Origin of the sequence: Streptomyces sp. NBC_01717 (genome assembly GCF_036248255.1) — a bacterium.
Lineage (GTDB): Bacteria > Actinomycetota > Actinomycetes > Streptomycetales > Streptomycetaceae > Streptomyces.
The window spans coordinates 2,295,343-2,310,101 of the sequence record NZ_CP109178.1 but is presented as its reverse complement, the minus strand read 5'-3'; the positions used below and the strand labels follow the sequence as shown (position 1 = coordinate 2,310,101).

17 protein-coding genes are annotated in these 14,759 nt (G+C 70.7%); 12 read left to right on the top strand and 5 right to left on the bottom strand.

The window, feature by feature from the left end:
- Positions 1-108 precede the first annotated feature (108 nt).
- Positions 109-876 carry a peptidyl-tRNA hydrolase gene (locus OHB49_RS10550; protein ID WP_329159725.1) on the bottom strand — a complete coding sequence of 256 codons (768 nt, stop codon included), beginning with the start codon at positions 874-876 and terminating at the stop codon, positions 109-111.
- An 82-nt stretch (positions 877-958) separates the two neighbouring features.
- Between OHB49_RS10550 and OHB49_RS10545 the strand changes: the two genes are divergently transcribed.
- The 4 genes from OHB49_RS10545 to OHB49_RS10530 are packed head-to-tail and all read left to right on the top strand — an operon-like array spanning position 959 to position 3,387.
- Positions 959-1,636, top strand: a complete 678-nt coding sequence (locus OHB49_RS10545; RefSeq protein WP_030917714.1) for an AIM24 family protein — start codon at positions 959-961, stop codon at positions 1,634-1,636.
- A gap of 44 nt (positions 1,637-1,680) precedes the next feature.
- Positions 1,681-2,511: an ATP-binding cassette domain-containing protein gene (locus OHB49_RS10540; protein WP_443079654.1), complete on the top strand. Its 831-nt coding sequence runs from the start codon at positions 1,681-1,683 to the stop codon at positions 2,509-2,511.
- The gene (locus tag OHB49_RS10535) at positions 2,508-3,182 is read left to right on the top strand and encodes an ABC transporter (RefSeq protein ID WP_329159723.1); all 675 of its coding nucleotides are present in this window, start codon (positions 2,508-2,510) and stop codon (positions 3,180-3,182) included. The genes OHB49_RS10540 and OHB49_RS10535 overlap by 4 nt, the downstream gene beginning before the upstream one ends.
- A gap of 10 nt (positions 3,183-3,192) precedes the next feature.
- Positions 3,193-3,387 (top strand): hypothetical protein, encoded by a 195-nt coding sequence (locus tag OHB49_RS10530; protein ID WP_030979286.1) that lies wholly within the window; start codon positions 3,193-3,195, stop codon positions 3,385-3,387.
- A gap of 148 nt (positions 3,388-3,535) precedes the next feature.
- Here the strand turns inward: OHB49_RS10530 and OHB49_RS10525 are convergent, their stop codons facing one another.
- The 3 genes from OHB49_RS10525 to zapE all read right to left on the bottom strand — a co-directional run bounded on the left by OHB49_RS10525 (position 3,536) and on the right by zapE (position 6,598).
- Positions 3,536-4,915, bottom strand: coding sequence for an alkaline phosphatase PhoX (locus OHB49_RS10525; protein ID WP_329159719.1), 1,380 nt, complete (start codon positions 4,913-4,915; stop codon positions 3,536-3,538).
- A 126-nt stretch (positions 4,916-5,041) separates the two neighbouring features.
- On the bottom strand, positions 5,042-5,467 hold the full coding sequence (locus OHB49_RS10520) for an OsmC family protein (RefSeq protein ID WP_030979282.1): 426 nt from the start codon (positions 5,465-5,467) through the stop codon (positions 5,042-5,044).
- A 39-nt stretch (positions 5,468-5,506) separates the two neighbouring features.
- Complete coding sequence (zapE, locus tag OHB49_RS10515) at positions 5,507-6,598, bottom strand: cell division protein ZapE (RefSeq protein ID WP_329159717.1); 1,092 nt, start codon at positions 6,596-6,598, stop codon at positions 5,507-5,509.
- 36 nt (positions 6,599-6,634) lie between these two features.
- Between zapE and OHB49_RS10510 the strand changes: the two genes are divergently transcribed.
- The 4 genes from OHB49_RS10510 (at position 6,635) to msrB (ending at position 9,853) form a co-directional block, all read left to right on the top strand.
- Positions 6,635-7,399: a pyrimidine reductase family protein gene (locus OHB49_RS10510; RefSeq protein ID WP_329159715.1), complete on the top strand. Its 765-nt coding sequence runs from the start codon at positions 6,635-6,637 to the stop codon at positions 7,397-7,399.
- A 149-nt stretch (positions 7,400-7,548) separates the two neighbouring features.
- Entirely contained in the window at positions 7,549-8,001 is a 453-nt protein-coding gene (locus tag OHB49_RS10505) for a hypothetical protein (protein WP_030979276.1), read from the top strand.
- A gap of 39 nt (positions 8,002-8,040) precedes the next feature.
- A complete protein-coding gene (gene murC, locus OHB49_RS10500; RefSeq protein ID WP_329159712.1) occupies positions 8,041-9,435 on the top strand; it encodes a UDP-N-acetylmuramate--L-alanine ligase in 1,395 nt (464 codons plus the stop codon).
- A 10-nt stretch (positions 9,436-9,445) separates the two neighbouring features.
- Positions 9,446-9,853, top strand: a complete 408-nt coding sequence (gene msrB / locus OHB49_RS10495) for a peptide-methionine (R)-S-oxide reductase MsrB (RefSeq protein WP_329159710.1) — start codon at positions 9,446-9,448, stop codon at positions 9,851-9,853.
- 39 nt (positions 9,854-9,892) lie between these two features.
- Here the strand turns inward: msrB and OHB49_RS10490 are convergent, their stop codons facing one another.
- Positions 9,893-10,354: a hypothetical protein gene (locus tag OHB49_RS10490; RefSeq protein ID WP_329159709.1), complete on the bottom strand. Its 462-nt coding sequence runs from the start codon at positions 10,352-10,354 to the stop codon at positions 9,893-9,895.
- Between the two features lie 508 nt (positions 10,355-10,862).
- Here OHB49_RS10490 and OHB49_RS10485 point away from each other — a divergent pair.
- From OHB49_RS10485 to OHB49_RS10470, 4 genes are read left to right on the top strand one after another with little or no spacing between them, the layout of a single operon-like run.
- Positions 10,863-12,713, top strand: coding sequence for a phage tail sheath C-terminal domain-containing protein (locus OHB49_RS10485; protein WP_329159707.1), 1,851 nt, complete (start codon positions 10,863-10,865; stop codon positions 12,711-12,713).
- Between the two features lie 28 nt (positions 12,714-12,741).
- Positions 12,742-13,266, top strand: a complete 525-nt coding sequence (locus tag OHB49_RS10480) for a phage tail protein (protein WP_030352235.1) — start codon at positions 12,742-12,744, stop codon at positions 13,264-13,266.
- A gap of 29 nt (positions 13,267-13,295) precedes the next feature.
- Positions 13,296-14,042, top strand: a complete 747-nt coding sequence (locus tag OHB49_RS10475; RefSeq protein WP_329159705.1) for a T4 family baseplate hub assembly chaperone — start codon at positions 13,296-13,298, stop codon at positions 14,040-14,042.
- Complete coding sequence (locus OHB49_RS10470; RefSeq protein ID WP_329159703.1) at positions 14,035-14,757, top strand: hypothetical protein; 723 nt, start codon at positions 14,035-14,037, stop codon at positions 14,755-14,757. The genes OHB49_RS10475 and OHB49_RS10470 overlap by 8 nt, the downstream gene beginning before the upstream one ends.
- Positions 14,758-14,759 lie beyond the last annotated feature (2 nt).

Genomic DNA, 14,759 nt, shown 5'->3' with positions numbered 1-14,759 from the left:
GACCGGCGCCTGACTGGTCGCTCAAGATACTGGTCAGTAGCGTCGGTGGGGCAGTATCGGGAGATACGCAGCGGCGCACCGGAGCGTTCAACGGCGCATGCCGGACGCTCAGCGACGCAGCGCCGGATGGTCGGCGACCACCGTGCAGGACCCCGGGGCGATCTCCGTGAAGCCGGCGTCGCGCACCACCGGAAGTCCGCTCACGGTGAGTTCCGCCCAGCGGGCGGCGTCCGGGGTGGCGACGGAGAGCGGGAACCCGTCCTCGCGCCAGGCCTTGCGCTCCGTCTCCGACAGCTCCCACCAGGCGAGCTGTGCGCCGTGCCCGGCCTGCGCCATCTCCTTGCCCGCGGACATGCCGAGCTCCGGGTTCAGCCAGAGCACGGGGCCGGACGGGTCGGGTGCGGCGGGCGGCTCGGGGTCGTCCAGGTCCGTGCCCGACACCTGGAGCTTGGCCAGCTCCTTCGGCCAGCCGTCCAGCGGCACCGGCGGGAACACCCGTACCTCGGCGCTCTCGCCCGTGACCGTGATGCCGGGAAGAGCGGACGCCTTGCGCCACTCCGCGCCGCGCGCCCGGCGCACGACCTTGCGGATCCGGGCGTCCTGCCAGTCGTGGATGGCCTGCGCCCACTCGCCCTCGCCGACGGACCGCTCGTCGGAGAGCATCACGAGGACGGCGCGGGCGGCGGTGCGCAGTGCGTCGGTGCGGGCCGGGGGGTCGGTCTTCTCGATGTGCACGACCAGCGGCAGTACGTACTGCGGGGCGTCGTCCCGGCTGTTCCGCTCGGACTGGAAGGGGGAGACGGACGTGGACGTGGCGCCCGACCGGGCCGAGGAGTCCGGCTGGGACAGGGGAGGGGAGGTGTCGTTGCTGCTCACTCGTCCAAGTCTGCCAGCCGTCCCTCTCCCGGGTTTCCCGGCTCCTTGGCGGAATGAATCGCTCCGGGTGAGGATGCACCGCATGAAGAGCGATCTCTTTTCCAGCGAGAACATGGTCAAGCCGGCAACCGCCCCGGGAATGACCCTGCAGAACACGAAGTCCATCAAGTACGCCGTGAACGGCGAGATGCACGCACGGCAGGGATCGATGGTCGCCTTCCGCGGCGATCTGCAGTTCGAGCGCAAGGGGCAGGGCCTCGGCGGCATGCTCAAGCGCGCCGTCACCGGAGAGGGCCTGCCGCTGATGGCGGTCCGCGGCCAGGGCGAGGCGTGGTTCGCCCACGAGGCCGCCAACTGCTTCATCGTGGAGATGGAGCAGGGCGACGTCCTCACCATCAACGGTCGCAACGTCCTGTGTTTCGACGCCACGCTCTCGTACGAGATCAAGACGGTGAAGGGTGCCGGAATGACCGGCGGCGGAATCTTCAACAGCGTCTTCAGCGGCTACGGCAAGCTCGGCCTGATGTGTGAGGGGCATCCCATAGTGATCCCGGTCACGGCTCAGCAGCCGGTGTGCGTCGATACGGACGCCGTGGTCGGCTGGAGCAGCCAACTGGCCACGTCGCTGCACCGCTCGCAGAGCTTCGGCTCGATGATCCGCGGCGGCTCCGGGGAGGCCGTCCAACTGAGGCTGGACGGCGAGGGGTTCGTGATCGTACGGCCCAGTGAGCTCAAGCCCGAGAAGGCATCGGCCAACTGAACCTGACCGGGGTGGGCCGTCGCTACGGCCTCGGCGGACCGTGGGTGCTGCGCGGGGTCGACCTCGACCTGCCCGCGCACACCCTGATCCGGATCGAGGGCGCCAACGGTTCGGGCAAATCGACCCTGCTGAGGCTGCTCGCGGGGATCGACGCCCCGACCGAGGGGCGGATCACCGGCCGCAGGCCGCGTACGGCCTACGTTCCCGAGCGTTTCCCGGCGGCGCTGCCCTTCACCGCGGCCGGGTACCTCGTCCACCTGGGCCGGATCCACGGCCTGCGCACCGCCGAGGCGACCGGGCGGGCGCAGGCATGGCTGGCCCGGTTCGGGGCCGCCGACCATGCCCGTACACCGCTGTCGGAACTCTCCAAGGGCACCAGCCAGAAGGTCGCCGTGGCCCAGGCCCTCCTCGCCGAACCGGAACTCCTCGTCCTGGACGAGGCATGGACCGGCCTGGACACCGCCGCCCGCGACGAACTGGACCGCGCCGTCGCGGAACGGGTCACGGCCGGAGCCACCGTCGTCTTCGTCGACCACGATCCGCGCCGGCTGGCGGGCGTGATCGACACTACCCACCGGGTCGAGGGGCTCGGGCTCGTCCCCGTAGCGGCGCGGGAGGCGGCGTACGAGACCGGGCCGCGGGTACGGATCGAGGTCACCGGTGCGTCCGGGACCACCCTTCCGGCTGGGCTGCCCGGCGCCCCCGTGCAGGAACCCGGACCCGACGGCACCCTGCGGCTCATGGTCGCGGCCGTGCACTCGGACGCGCTCCTTCGTGCCCTGCTGACGGCCCGGCCGCCGTGGCACATCCGGCAGCTGTCGGCGGCGGCAGCACCGGAACCGGCACCCCGAACCGAATCGTCCCGGATCCCATGACCGCGCTGATCCGCTACCAGGCCGCCCTGCTGCTCCGCTCCCAGCGCTGGCTCGCCCCCGTCCTGCTGTACGCGGTCCTCCTCGCCGTGGGAGTCCAGTCGGGGCAGCCCGTGCTCGACTCACTCGGTTACGCCGCCGCCGCGCTCCTGCCGGTCACCGCCTGGCTCGTCCAGCTCTGCGCCACCCAGGAGCCGCCCGCCGCCCGGACCGTCGCCGCCGCCGTGGCCGGGCAGCCGAAGGTCCACCTGGCATCGCTGCTCACCGCCGTGGGCTGCGCCGGACTGCTGGGTACGGCGGCCACCGCGATCGTGCTGCTGATCAGCGATCCGGCCAACGCCGACCACACGGTCCGCGTTCCGCTGCTGCTCGCCGGACTCGCCGGGCTGCTCGCCGCCGCCTGCTGCGCGTTGCTCGGAGCGGCGGTCGGCGCGCTGTGCACGCGCCCGGTGCTGCACCGCCGCGGCTGGTCGATCGCGGCCACCGCGCTCGCCGCCCTGCTGTCCCTGGTGACCACCGGCTCGCCCGCGAAGTACGCGGTCACGGGGCTGGTCACCGGATCGCTGACCGGGGCGGTCCACATCCCTGTCGTGCCGCTGATCTGCGCCGCCGCCGTGGCCGCGGCGGTGGGGACGGTCGTCTGCCGGCTCACTTCGCTGCGGGACAGCCCTTAGGCTCGTGCGCATGGACGAGTCGTACTGCGAGACGCCCGGCGCGAGGCCGGTGCCGGTGGCTGCCGGCGCAGCGGAATCAGGACCTCCGTACGCCGAGTGTGTGCTGTGCCGGGAGCCGACCGAGTATCCGGAGTCGGTCAAGGGGATCACGCTCTGCCCGGTCTGCGAGTGGCAGGAGGCGCAGCGCACGGCCTGCTCGGGCTGACGAGCCACCGGACGCGCACGGAGGACGCCGACCGAGGCATCAGCCGCTGTCCTTCCTGGAGTTGATGTGGCCCCAGGCGGGCGCCCGCGGACCGATCCGGTACGGGGCGGCGGACGGTGCCGCCCGCCGCCCCGTACCGCTCAGCGCATCAGCGCCAAGGGCCCGTCACGGCGAACGTCGTCCCGGGCGTGTAGCAGTTGACGAACATCGTTCCGCCGTCCGGCGCGAACGTGACCCCGGCGAACTCGCCCCACTCGGGCTCCTGGGGCGTACCGATGTTCTGCCGGCCGCGCGCCATCGCGTACACCTCGCCGCTCCGCGTCACACCGAACACATGCTGGGCGCCGTTGCCGTCCTCGCACACCATCAGCCCGCCGTCGGACGTCAGGCAGATGTTGTCGGGGGACTCGCCGGGCAGTTGGACATCCGTACCCGGGCCGAACACGACCACCAGGGTGAGGCGGCGGCGCTTCGGTTCGTACCGCCACACCTGGCCGAAGTGGTCGGCCGCCGACCCCGCCGCACTCTGCGCGAAGCTGGAGACGAAGTAGACCGACGAGCCGCCCCAGTAGCAGCCCTCCAGCTTCTGGGCATGCGTGATGCCCTTCGGGCCGAAGTCCTGCAGCCGGATGGGCGTTCCCGCGGCCTGCGGATCCGGTACGGGGACCCACTCGATCCGGTCGAAGCTCGCACCGGTCTCCTGGATGACGGAGAGGTCGGGGACGCCGGGCACCCGCATGGCCTGCAGTTCGCCGCCGGCCCGCAAGGAGCCCGTGCCGCCCAGTGGTTTCTCCGGCAGGAAGCGGTAGAAGAGCCCGAACGGCTTCTCGAACGCGTCCTCCGTCTCGTAGACGATCCCGTTGTTCGGATCGATCGCGATCGCCTCGTGCTGGAACCGGCCCATCGCGGTGAGTGGCACGGCTCCGGTGCGGTGCGGGTCGGCGCCGTCCACCTCGAAGATGAAGCCGTGGTCCTTGGTGTAGCCGTTGGTGCCGGCCCGGTCCTCGGTCTCCTCGCAGGTCAGCCAGGTGTTCCAAGGGGTGCGGCCGCCCGCGCAGTTCACCGCGGTGCCGGCGATGGCCACGCGTTCACCGAGGACGGCGCCGCGGCTGTCGAGCTCCAGTGCTGTGCAGCCGCCCTTGCCCATCGGGTCGTAGGTGAGGCCGTCGACGGCCGGGACCGCGATCTTCGCGGTGACCCGGTTCTCGTGGTTGCGGACGAGGTGGACGCGGCCCCGGTGGCCGGCGAAGGCGGCCATGCCGTCGTGGTTGCTGGGCACCGGGCCCTCGCCGGAGCGGAGCCGGTCGCCCTCCCGGGACAGCACCCGGTAGCGGAACCCCTTCGGCAGGTCGAGCAGGCCGTCCGGGTCGGGGACCAGCGGTCCGTAGCCCCTGTGGCCACGGGCGGCGGCGGTGCCCGCGAAGAGTTCGGAGAAGGCCCCGGCGAAGGCGATCGAGACAGCGGTCGCGCCGCTGCCGGCCAGGACCTGTCGGCGTGTTGCGAGTCGTCGTGCTGGTGCAGATGACATGAGGCAACTCCCTGCTGGCGGACAGGAGAAGTGACCCGCATGTGTGTACCACGCGCATCGCCGCGCGGGAACCATGCGGGTCACTGTGCCTGGTGACGCGTCGTGGGCCTGCCGTGGCCCGTGGGATCAGACGAGCGAAGCGGTCAGGGTGATCGTCGTGCCCGTGAGCGCCTGGCTGACCGGGCAGTTCGCCTTGGCGTCCTCGGCAGCCTTGACGAAGCCCGCCTCGTCGAGACCGGGCACCTCGCCCTGCACGGTGAGGTGGATGCCGGTGATGCCGGTGCCGGGCTGGAACGTGACCTCGGCCTGGGTGTTCAGCCGGGTCGGCGCGTTGCCGGCCGTGGTCAGACCGTTGGACAGCGCCATCGAGAAGCAACTGGAGTGCGCCGCCGCGATGAGCTCCTCCGGGCTGGTCTTGCCGTTCGCCTTTTCCGCGCGGGACGGCCACGACACCGCGTAGTCCCCGATGCCGGAGGAGTCGAACGTGACAACGCCCTCGCCCTCGATCAGGTTGCCTTCCCAGACCGTGTGCGCCTGACGCGTGGTTGCCATGCTGGTTCCCTTCGGATGATGGAGTTACCGCATCCGAACCTACTGCGCCACCAGTCCCTTTGCGTCGCGCGCCAGCGCCGTCAGCCGGGAGATCGCCCGGAAGTACTTCTTCCGGTACCCCCCGTTCAGCATCTCGTCACTGAACAGCCGGTCGAACGGGAGCCCGGAGGCGAGCACCGGTATCTCCCGGTCGTACAGCCGGTCGGCGAGTACCACGAGCCGCAGCGCCGTCGACTGGTCCGGCACCGGCTGCACGTCGGTGAGGCAGACCGCCCGGACGCCGTCCGTCAGCGCCCCGTACCGGCTCGGATGGACACGGGCCAGATGGTCGAGCAGTGCCGGGAAGTCGTCCAGACTCGCGCCCGCGGTGGCGTACGCCGCCCTGGTGACCTGCTCGTCGGAGTACGGGGCGGGGGCCGCGGGCAGCCCACGGTGCCGGTAGTCCTCGCCGTCGATCCGCAGCGGACGGAAGTGCGAGGACAGGCCCTGGATCTCCCGCAGGAAGTCGGCGGCGGCGAAGCGCCCCTCGCCGAGCTTGCCGGGCAGCGTGTTGGAGGTGGCGGCCAGCGCGACCCCCGCTTCGACCAGCCTGCTGAGCAGCGACGACACGAGGACGGTGTCGCCCGGGTCGTCGAGCTCGAATTCGTCGATGCAGAGCAGCCGGTGCCCGCTGAGTGTCTGCACGGTCTGCTGGAAGCCCAGGGCGCCGACCAGATTTGTCAGCTCCACGAAGGTGCCGAACGCCTTGAGCGACGGGGCGGCGGGCGTGGCGTGCCAGAGCGAGGCCAGCAGGTGCGTCTTGCCGACTCCGTAACCGCCGTCGAGATACACGCCGAGCGGTCCGGCCACCGGCGCAGCCTTCCTGCCGAACCACTTGCGCTTGCCGGTACCGGTCGCGTGCGCGCCGCCGAGCCCGGTCGCGAACCCGCTGAGGACCTTGACCGCCTCGACCTGACTGGGCTGGTCGGGGTCGGGGACGTACGTGTCGAAGCGCACCGAGTCGAAGCGCGGCGGCGGCACCATCTCGGCGACCAGACGGTCGGCAGGGACGTGCGGCTCAAGGGCGCACAGGGACAGCGGGGCCGTTTCGGCTATGGGACTCTGCCCAGGCACGGCGGTGGATGACGACACAGCTGTCAAGCTTAAGCGCCGTGCGAGACTGCACGAATGCGACGCCTCTTCCCTGTGACCGACCAGACACCGGCTGCCGAAGCGGGGGAGTGGAGTCTGGACGAGCTGGCCGACGCCTATGCGTACCCCGAAGGGGACGGTCCGTGGCTGCGCGCCAACATGGTCTCCACGCTCGACGGCGCCGCCCAGCACGACGGCCGCTCGCAGCCGATCTCCTGCGAGACGGACATGCGGATCTTCGGTACGTTGCGCGGGCTGGCCGATGTCGTCGTGGTGGGTGCGGAGACCGTGCGCATGGAGGGTTACCGGCCGGCCCGGGCCCGGGAGGCCTTCGCCGCGCGGCGGGCGGCGGCCGGGCAGGGGCCCGCACCGGCGATCGCCGTGGTCAGCGGCAGTCTGGATCTGGACTTCTCGCTTCCGCTGTTCGTCTCGCCGCTCGTCCCGACCCTCGTCCTCACCGGCAACGGCGCGCCGCCGGCTCGGATCGAAGCGGCCCGGAAGGCGGGCGCCGAGGTGGTGACCGCGGGGGAGGGCTCCCGGGTGGACCCCGTCAGGGCCGTACGGGAACTCGCGGACCGCGGGCTCGACCGGCAGCTGGCGGAGGGCGGACCCCGGTTGCTCGGTCAGTTCATCGCTGCGGGGGTGCTGGACGAGCTGTGTCTGACCCTCTCGCCGATGCTGACCGCCGGGGACGCCCAGCGGATCGCCGGAGGTCCGGCGGTGGCGGTGCCGGAACGATTCACCCTGGCGTCGCTGCTGGAGGAGGCCGGGTTCCTGTTCACTCGGTACCGTCGGATCTGACAATCATCGGAATATCCCGTTCCGGTTAGCTTCCGGTGGGCACAATAGCTCTCGCAGTCCCCGTGCCCGCACGGGGAAGGACGGTTTCGGCAGCGGCCTGCGACGGCCGATGGAGCAGAAGGGCGCCTGTGGTGTTCACCAGCGTTTTGATGATCGAGAAGCCCCTCACTTCCGAGGACGTCGAGTTCGTCACCACCCTCCACGGGGACGAGGGGACCTCGTTCGTCGTACTGATGCAGCCGCGCGGTGACCAGGCGGACGTACTGCTGCGCGCCATCGACGACGTGGCCATCGGCGAGCTGAAGGAAGCGGCCCGCGAGCTCGGGGAGCCCGAGGGCAAGGACGCCAGGCAGTCCGCCGAGCTGGCCCTCGAGGTCTCGCTCGCCGCGCTGCGCAAGGCGGGCTCCCAAGCGGTCGGGCAGGTGGTCGAGGACCACCCGCTGGACAAGCTGAAGGCCGTGGTCGACGAGGCGGAGGCCGACGAGGTCATCGTGCTGACCGCCCCGCACTACGTGGAGGAGTTCTTCCACCGCGACTGGGCGTCCAGGGCCCGGCACAAGGTCGGCGTCCCCGTGCTCAAACTCTTCGCGCACAGCGAATAGGCTGGAGGCGTCGCACCACAACTTTTGGGAGATACGCGCATGGCACCCGGTATTCCTGCCGCCATGGAACGACCGCACTTCATCGGCATCGGCGGCGCCGGAATGTCGGGCATCGCGAAGATCCTCGCCCGGCGCGGCGCGAAGGTCGCGGGCAGCGACGCCAAGGAGTCCGGTACGGCCGAGGCCCTGCGGGCACTGGGCGCGACCGTCCAGGTCGGGCACGCCGCCGGTCATCTGGCGGACGACGCGACCTGCGTGGTCGTCTCCAGCGCCATCCGCGCCGACAACCCGGAGCTGCTGCGCGCCGCCGAGCTGTCGATCCCCGTCGTGCACCGATCGGACGCGCTCGCCTCGCTGATGCAGGGCCTGCGCGCCATCGCCGTCGCCGGCACCCACGGCAAGACGACCACCACGTCGATGCTGGCCGTCGCCCTCTCCGAGCTGGGCCTCGACCCGTCGTACGCCATCGGCGGCGACCTGGCCGGCCCCGGCACCAACGCGACGCACGGCGAGGGCGACATCTTCGTCGCCGAGGCCGACGAGAGCGACCGCAGCTTCCAGAAGTACGACCCCGAGGTCGCGATCGTTCTCAACGTGGAACTGGACCACCACGCGAATTACGCCTCGATGGACGAGATCTACGACTCCTTCGAGACGTTCGTCGGGAAGATCGTCCCCGGTGGCACCCTGGTCGTCTCCGCGGACCAGTCCGGCGCGGTCGAGCTGACGAGGCGCGTACGCGATCTCTCCTCCCTGAACATCGTCACGTACGGCGAGTCCGAGACCGCCGACGTACGCGTCCACAAGATCACCCCGCGCGGTCTGACCAGCGAAGTCACGGTCGTCCTGAACGGCAAGTTCCTCACCTTCACGGTCTCCGTCCCGGGCAGCCACTACGCCCACAACGCGGTCGCCGCGCTGGCCGCCGGTGTCGCACTGGGCATCCCGGCCCACAACCTGGCCTCAGCGCTCGGCAAGTACACCGGGGTCAAGCGCCGCCTCCAGCTCAAGGGCGAGGCTGCGGGCGTCCAGGTCATCGACTCGTACGCGCACCACCCGACGGAGATGACCGCCGACCTCGAAGCGATGCGCGGCGCCGCTTCCGACTCGCGCCTGCTGGTCGTCTTCCAGCCGCATCTCTTCTCCCGCACCCAGGAGCTCGGTACGGAGATGGGCCAGGCCCTCGCCCTCGCCGACGCCTCCGTGGTCCTGGACATCTACCCGGCCCGCGAGGACCCGATCCCCGGCGTCACCAGCACCCTGATCATCGACGCGGCGAAGGCGGCCGGCGCCGACGTCACCGCCGTCCACGACAAGTCGGCGGTCCCCGAGGCCATCGCGGGAATGGCGAAGCCCGGCGACCTCGTTCTCACCATGGGCGCGGGCGACGTCACGGACCTCGGCCCGCAGATCCTGGACCACCTGTCGAGCTGAGGGAGCCACCGTGTCGTACGACATCGAGAAGCCGGACGAGGAATGGCGGGCGGAGCTGACGCCCGCGGAGTACGCGGTCCTGCGCCAGGCCGGGACCGAACCGGCGTTCGTCGGTGAGTACACCGACACGAAGACGGCCGGCGTCTACTCCTGCCGGGCCTGTGGCGGCGAGCTGTTCCGCTCGGACACGAAGTTCGAGTCGCACTGCGGCTGGCCGTCCTTCTACGACCCGAAGGACACGGACGCGGTCGAGCTGATCCAGGACCGCAGTCTCGGCATGGTCCGCACCGAGGTGCGGTGCGCGCGCTGCGGCTCGCACCTGGGGCACGTCTTCGAGGGCGAGGGGTACCCCACGCCGACCGACCAGCGGTACTGCATCAACTCGATCTCGCTGCGCCTGGCACCGGACGAGAGCTGACGCGACGCCCGGCTGCGAGGCGCATCCGCCCGCAGCCGGTCAGTCGTCCTGGGAGGTCTCGGGGCGCAGCAGCGGATGGGCGACGCCGGGGAACACCCGCGCCCTGACCACCGGCTCCGCCGCCCCGCCCTGGACCACGGTCTCGGCGACGCCCCAGGGGCGGCCGCGCAGCACGACGGTCAGCGTGTACGAGGACGAGCAGCCCAGACAGTCGTACCGGTCCACCCACGTCTCCACGTCGGTGACGCTGCCGGGGTAGCGCGCCACGTGCCGGTGCCGGGCGTGACAGCGCTCGCAGCTCTCGCCCGGCTCGCACGTCCCGCCGCAAGGGCACGGCACATCGAGCGAGTCCGCCGGATGCCAGCGCTGGGTGAGGACGGCGTCCCGGGTGGCGCCCATGTCCTTCATCGCCTTGAGATTGCGGGCGGCCACGTTGTACGACTCGCCGGTGGCGGCCATCCGGTCGCGGATGACGTCCTTGCGTCCGCGGTTCGTCGTCATGAACTCCTCCTGGGTGTACGCAGCCCGCCAGGAGGCCCACGAAATCGTTCTTCTACGGTACCTGCCGCCGGCACCGCTGCGCCCCGCACTCCTGCCCCGGATCCGGCGGAATGGAAGGCGGCGCGCCGTCAACTAGCCCATTCGGCTTGTTTCCCTCCCAGGTGCCGACCTTCCTGTGAAGCGGTCGTGAATTCAATCTTCATATTCCGCCGGTGAAATGCTCTGACCACGTGAAATAACCCGTGGTCGATTCCTCCGACAGTCATCGCCGGATGGCCTATTCACTCCCTTGACCTGCCCTTGGGGCGCGTAACAGACTCCCCTGAGGAACTCATGCATCAGGAGCCACCGGCGCCTGCGCATGCAGATGGCCCTGCGAGACCGATATTGCACGGGGTGAACGACGGGGGAAACAAAAGGGGATCGTGTATGCGGCTGGGTGCGCGCGTGCACATTTCCTTCACTTCCTCTCGCCGTTGCTCGGTGCGCGAGGGGAAATGGAGGGGGAATGCCGACGCACATGGGCTATCCCGGCGTTTACATCGAGGAACTTCCCAGCAGCATCCGCACCATCGCATCGGTCACCACTTCGGTGACCGCGTTCGTGGGGCACACCCGCCGAGGTCCGCTCAATCAACCGGTGCGGGTCAGTAGCTTCGCGGACTTCGAGCGTCGCTTCGGCGGACTCACCTCACAGAGTGCGGTCGGCTATGCGGTGCATCAGTTCTTCGGCAACGGCGGCACGGTCGCGGTCGTCGTCCGGGTGGCCAAGAGCGGTACCGGTGAGGATGCCTGCGTCACCCTCCACTCCACCGAGGGACGCAGTGAGTGCCCGGTGCTGGAGGTGCACGCCAAGGAGCCCGGCGTCTGGGGCTCCGGCCTGCGGGTGGCCGTCGACCACGACACCCCGGATCCGGACAGAACGTTCAATCTCCAGATACTCGATGCCCGCGGCGGGGCCCGCGAGTCGTTCACCGGGCTCTCGATGGACGCCGGCCACGGCCGCTTCGTGGAGACGGTCGTCAACGCGGGTTCCTCCCTCGTCCGGGCGAAGGCCCTCGACGAGGGCAGGCCCGACCCGTCCGGCACGGTATCCAAGCCCTTCGCGGCGGGACTGCCTGACTTGAACGTCGAGTTGAAAGTCAAGTTCGGAGATGTGGAGCGCGAGTTCACGCTCTACGAACCGGACCGCGACGGTGAGCCGCCGAGCAACGTGACCGAGCTGGCCCTGCTGCTGGAGCGCAAGCTGCGCGCGCTGCCGGACGCTCCGGGGAAGCACGCTTTCGCCGGGGCCGAGGTCAGTGCCTTCGGACGGCGTCTCCAGGTCGTCGCCGGGTCCGTCGATCCCGACGACGTGGTGCGCTTCATCGGCGAGTGCGCCAACGATCTGGGGCTCGAAGCCTCGGTCAACCCGCCCGTCTTCCCGCTGCAGGGCGGCAAGGACGGTGACCCACCCGGGCCGCGCGACCTGATCGGCAGCGAGGTGCGCAAGACCGGCGTCCAGGCACTGCGTGACGTGGACGACGTCAACCTGCTGGCCCTGCCCGAGCTTTCGGCGTACGAGTCGACCGATGACATGGTCACTGTGCTCTCCGCGGCCGAGCAGCTGTGCCGGGAGCGGCGGATCTTCCTGCTCGTCGACTCGCCGTCGACCTGGGGCAGCGTGGACGCCGCGCGGGCCGGCATCGGCGCGTTCGAGCCCGTACGCAGCAATCACGCGGGGTTGTACTACCCGCATCTGCAGCTCAACGACCCGCTGACCGGTCGGCTGCGTTCCTTCCCGCCCTCGGGTGCCGTCGCAGGTGTCATCGCCCGGACCGACGGCGAGCGCGGTGTCTGGAAGGCGCCGGCCGGGACCGAGGCGCGGCTCGCCGGCGTGCGGTCGCTGACGGTCAAGCTCACCGACCGCGAGAACGGGCTGCTCAATCCGCTGGGCATCAACTGCCTGCGCACCTTCCCCGTGGTCGGCCCGCTGGTGTGGGGTGCCCGCACGCTCGAAGGCGCGGATGCGCTCGACAGCGAGTGGAAGTACGTGCCGGTGCGCCGACTCGCGCTGCATGTCGAGGAGAGCCTGTACCGAGGTCTGCAGTGGGTCGTCTTCGAGCCCAACGCCGAGCAGCTCTGGCAGCAGATCCGGCTGAAGGCGTCCGCGTACCTCAACGACCTGTTCCGGCAGGGTGCGTTCAAGGGCGGTACTCCGCGCGAGGCGTACTTCGTCAAGTGCGACAAGGACACCACCACGGACGCCGATATCGACGCCGGTGTCGTCAACGTCGTCATCGGCATCGCACCGGTGAAGCCCGCGGAGTTCGTCATCGTGAAGATCCAGCAGATGGCCGGGCAGTTCGACCTCCCGTAACCAAGAAGAAGGAACACGAAGGAAACCGATGGCTGAGTTCCAGATAAACGCCCATCGCTTCGACCCCTACAAGAATTTCAAGTTCCTGGTCCTCTGGGACGGTCGAACGGTCGCGGGCATCAGCAAGATCAGTCCTCTGAAGCGCACCACCGAGGTGGTCAAGCACCGCCACGGCGGTGACCCGAGTTCACCGCGCAAGTCGCCGGGCCGCTCCGAGTTCGAGGGCGTCACGCTCGAACGCGGTGTCACCCACGACCCCGAATTCGACCGGTGGGCCAACAAGGTCTGGCAGGTCGGGGCCGGGCTCGGCTCGGAGGTCTCGCTGCGGGACTTCCGCAAGGACATCATCATCCAGGTCCTCAACGAGGCCGGGCAGGTGGCCGTCTCGCACAAGCTCTACCGGGCCTGGGTCAGCGAATACCAGGTCCTCGGCGAGCTGGATGCCAACGCCAATGCCGTCGCCATCCAGAGCGTCAAGCTCGAATGCGAGGGCTGGGAGCGGGACTACGAGGTGGAGGAGCCGGTCGAGCCCTCGTTCACCCATCCCGCCTGAGCGACGTCTTTGCACCGGAGGAATGAGGGATGACGCCGACGGGGCCGGCCGAACTGCTCGCCACCTGGGAGGCCGGGCTTGCGCAGCACGACTCGGGAAGGTCTCTGCTGCTGCACCGGGCGGCCCGCCCCGGGGCCGGCACCGACGCGTTGCTGTCGATGCCGATCGGCGAACGGGAGGCGGATCTGTTCGCGCTGCGCCGGGCGCTGTTCGGCGAGCGCATGCAGGTGCGGGTCGAGTGCACGGAGTGCGGCGAGGCCATGGAGTTCGACCTCGACGCGACGCTGTTCGGCACCCGCACGCGGACGCCGGGCGGGCCGCTGCGAGTGGAGGAGGACGGGTGGACGATCGAGTTCCGGCTGCCCACCGTCGCCGACCTCGCGGTGGCCGGCGCGGTGCCCGATCCCGACGGAGCCCGTCGGCTGCTCATGGCGCGCTGCACCGTGTCGGCCGTACGGGACGGCGAGGCGGTCTCGCCCGAGCGGCTGGCCGCCCTGCTGTCCGAGCGCGTACAGCGACAGCTCGCGGAGACAGCGGCTTCGGCGGACCCGGCGTCCGACGTGACGCTGAACGTCGCCTGCCCCGAGTGCGGTGAGGCCACCCCGGCCGAGCTGGACATCACCTCCTACCTGTGGACCGAACTGGACACCTGGGCACGTGACTTGATGCTCGACGTCCATCTGCTCGCCACCGCCTACGGGTGGAGCGAGCCGGAGATTCTGGCGCTCAGCCCGCTGCGGCGTCGCTACTACCTGGAGCTGTGCGCAGATGCCTGACTACTTCGACCGGCTGCTCGCCCGGTACACACCGGTGCCCGCGGCCGGCGGTGGCGCGGCGCGGGTCCGGCCGCGGCTGCCCGGCCCGTTCGAACGGGTCGAGGCGGTGCGGAGCGGGCCGCCGGAGCCGGACGAGCCGGCGGCGCTGATTCCGTCGGCGCCCCGGCCTGCCTTCGGACCGGCCGAGTCGGTACGGCACGAGCGCGAGGTACGGACGGATCGCGAGACCGTCGTACGGACCGAGGCGGCGGCCGTTCCGGGTGAACCCGAGCGGCGGGCGGCGCCACCCGCGCCGGTCACGGGCCCGTTGTTGCGACCGGCCACGGCCGCCCCCTCGGCGACCCGCCCGGCCGACTCGGATGCTCCGCGGGCGGCACGGCGGGGTGACGCCGTACCGGTGGCCGATGCGCCGCGGACGCGGGCCGCTGCCGTGCCGCGCGCGGCGGACACGGCTGCCCCGGCCGCCTCCGCACCTGCCCGGCCGCGCGGCGCCGATACGGCCGCGGCACGGGGTGCGGCGCAGAACGGAGTGGGGCGGCGCCCGCCGCGGCCCGCCGAACGCGTCGTACACGTACAGATCGGCCGCCTGGAGGTGAGCGCGGCCCCACCGCCCGGTGCGAGCCGTCCCGCCGGCGGCCACCCCGACCACACCGGACGGCGCGCGCCCGCGCTGACGCTGGACGACTACCTGTCACGCGGCGAGAAGAGGGACTGAGG

Bases quoted from the DNA above. Each gene is read 5' to 3' on its own strand.
- OHB49_RS10505 (WP_030979276.1), top strand. From the start codon at position 7,549: ATGATCGAGAAGCCCCTCACTTCCGAGGACGTCGAGTTCGTCACCACC.
- OHB49_RS10490 (WP_329159709.1), bottom strand. From the start codon at position 10,354: ATGACGACGAACCGCGGACGCAAGGACGTCATCCGCGACCGGATGGCC.
- murC (WP_329159712.1), top strand. From the start codon at position 8,041: ATGGCACCCGGTATTCCTGCCGCCATGGAACGACCGCACTTCATCGGC.
- OHB49_RS10545 (WP_030917714.1), top strand. From the start codon at position 959: ATGAAGAGCGATCTCTTTTCCAGCGAGAACATGGTCAAGCCGGCAACC.
- OHB49_RS10485 (WP_329159707.1), top strand. From the start codon at position 10,863: ATGCCGACGCACATGGGCTATCCCGGCGTTTACATCGAGGAACTTCCC.
- OHB49_RS10525 (WP_329159719.1), bottom strand. From the start codon at position 4,915: ATGTCATCTGCACCAGCACGACGACTCGCAACACGCCGACAGGTCCTG.
- OHB49_RS10535 (WP_329159723.1), top strand. From the start codon at position 2,508: ATGACCGCGCTGATCCGCTACCAGGCCGCCCTGCTGCTCCGCTCCCAG.
- OHB49_RS10475 (WP_329159705.1), top strand. From the start codon at position 13,296: ATGACGCCGACGGGGCCGGCCGAACTGCTCGCCACCTGGGAGGCCGGG.
- OHB49_RS10510 (WP_329159715.1), top strand. From the start codon at position 6,635: ATGCGACGCCTCTTCCCTGTGACCGACCAGACACCGGCTGCCGAAGCG.
- OHB49_RS10530 (WP_030979286.1), top strand. From the start codon at position 3,193: ATGGACGAGTCGTACTGCGAGACGCCCGGCGCGAGGCCGGTGCCGGTG.
- OHB49_RS10480 (WP_030352235.1), top strand. From the start codon at position 12,742: ATGGCTGAGTTCCAGATAAACGCCCATCGCTTCGACCCCTACAAGAAT.
- OHB49_RS10520 (WP_030979282.1), bottom strand. From the start codon at position 5,467: ATGGCAACCACGCGTCAGGCGCACACGGTCTGGGAAGGCAACCTGATC.
- OHB49_RS10470 (WP_329159703.1), top strand. From the start codon at position 14,035: ATGCCTGACTACTTCGACCGGCTGCTCGCCCGGTACACACCGGTGCCC.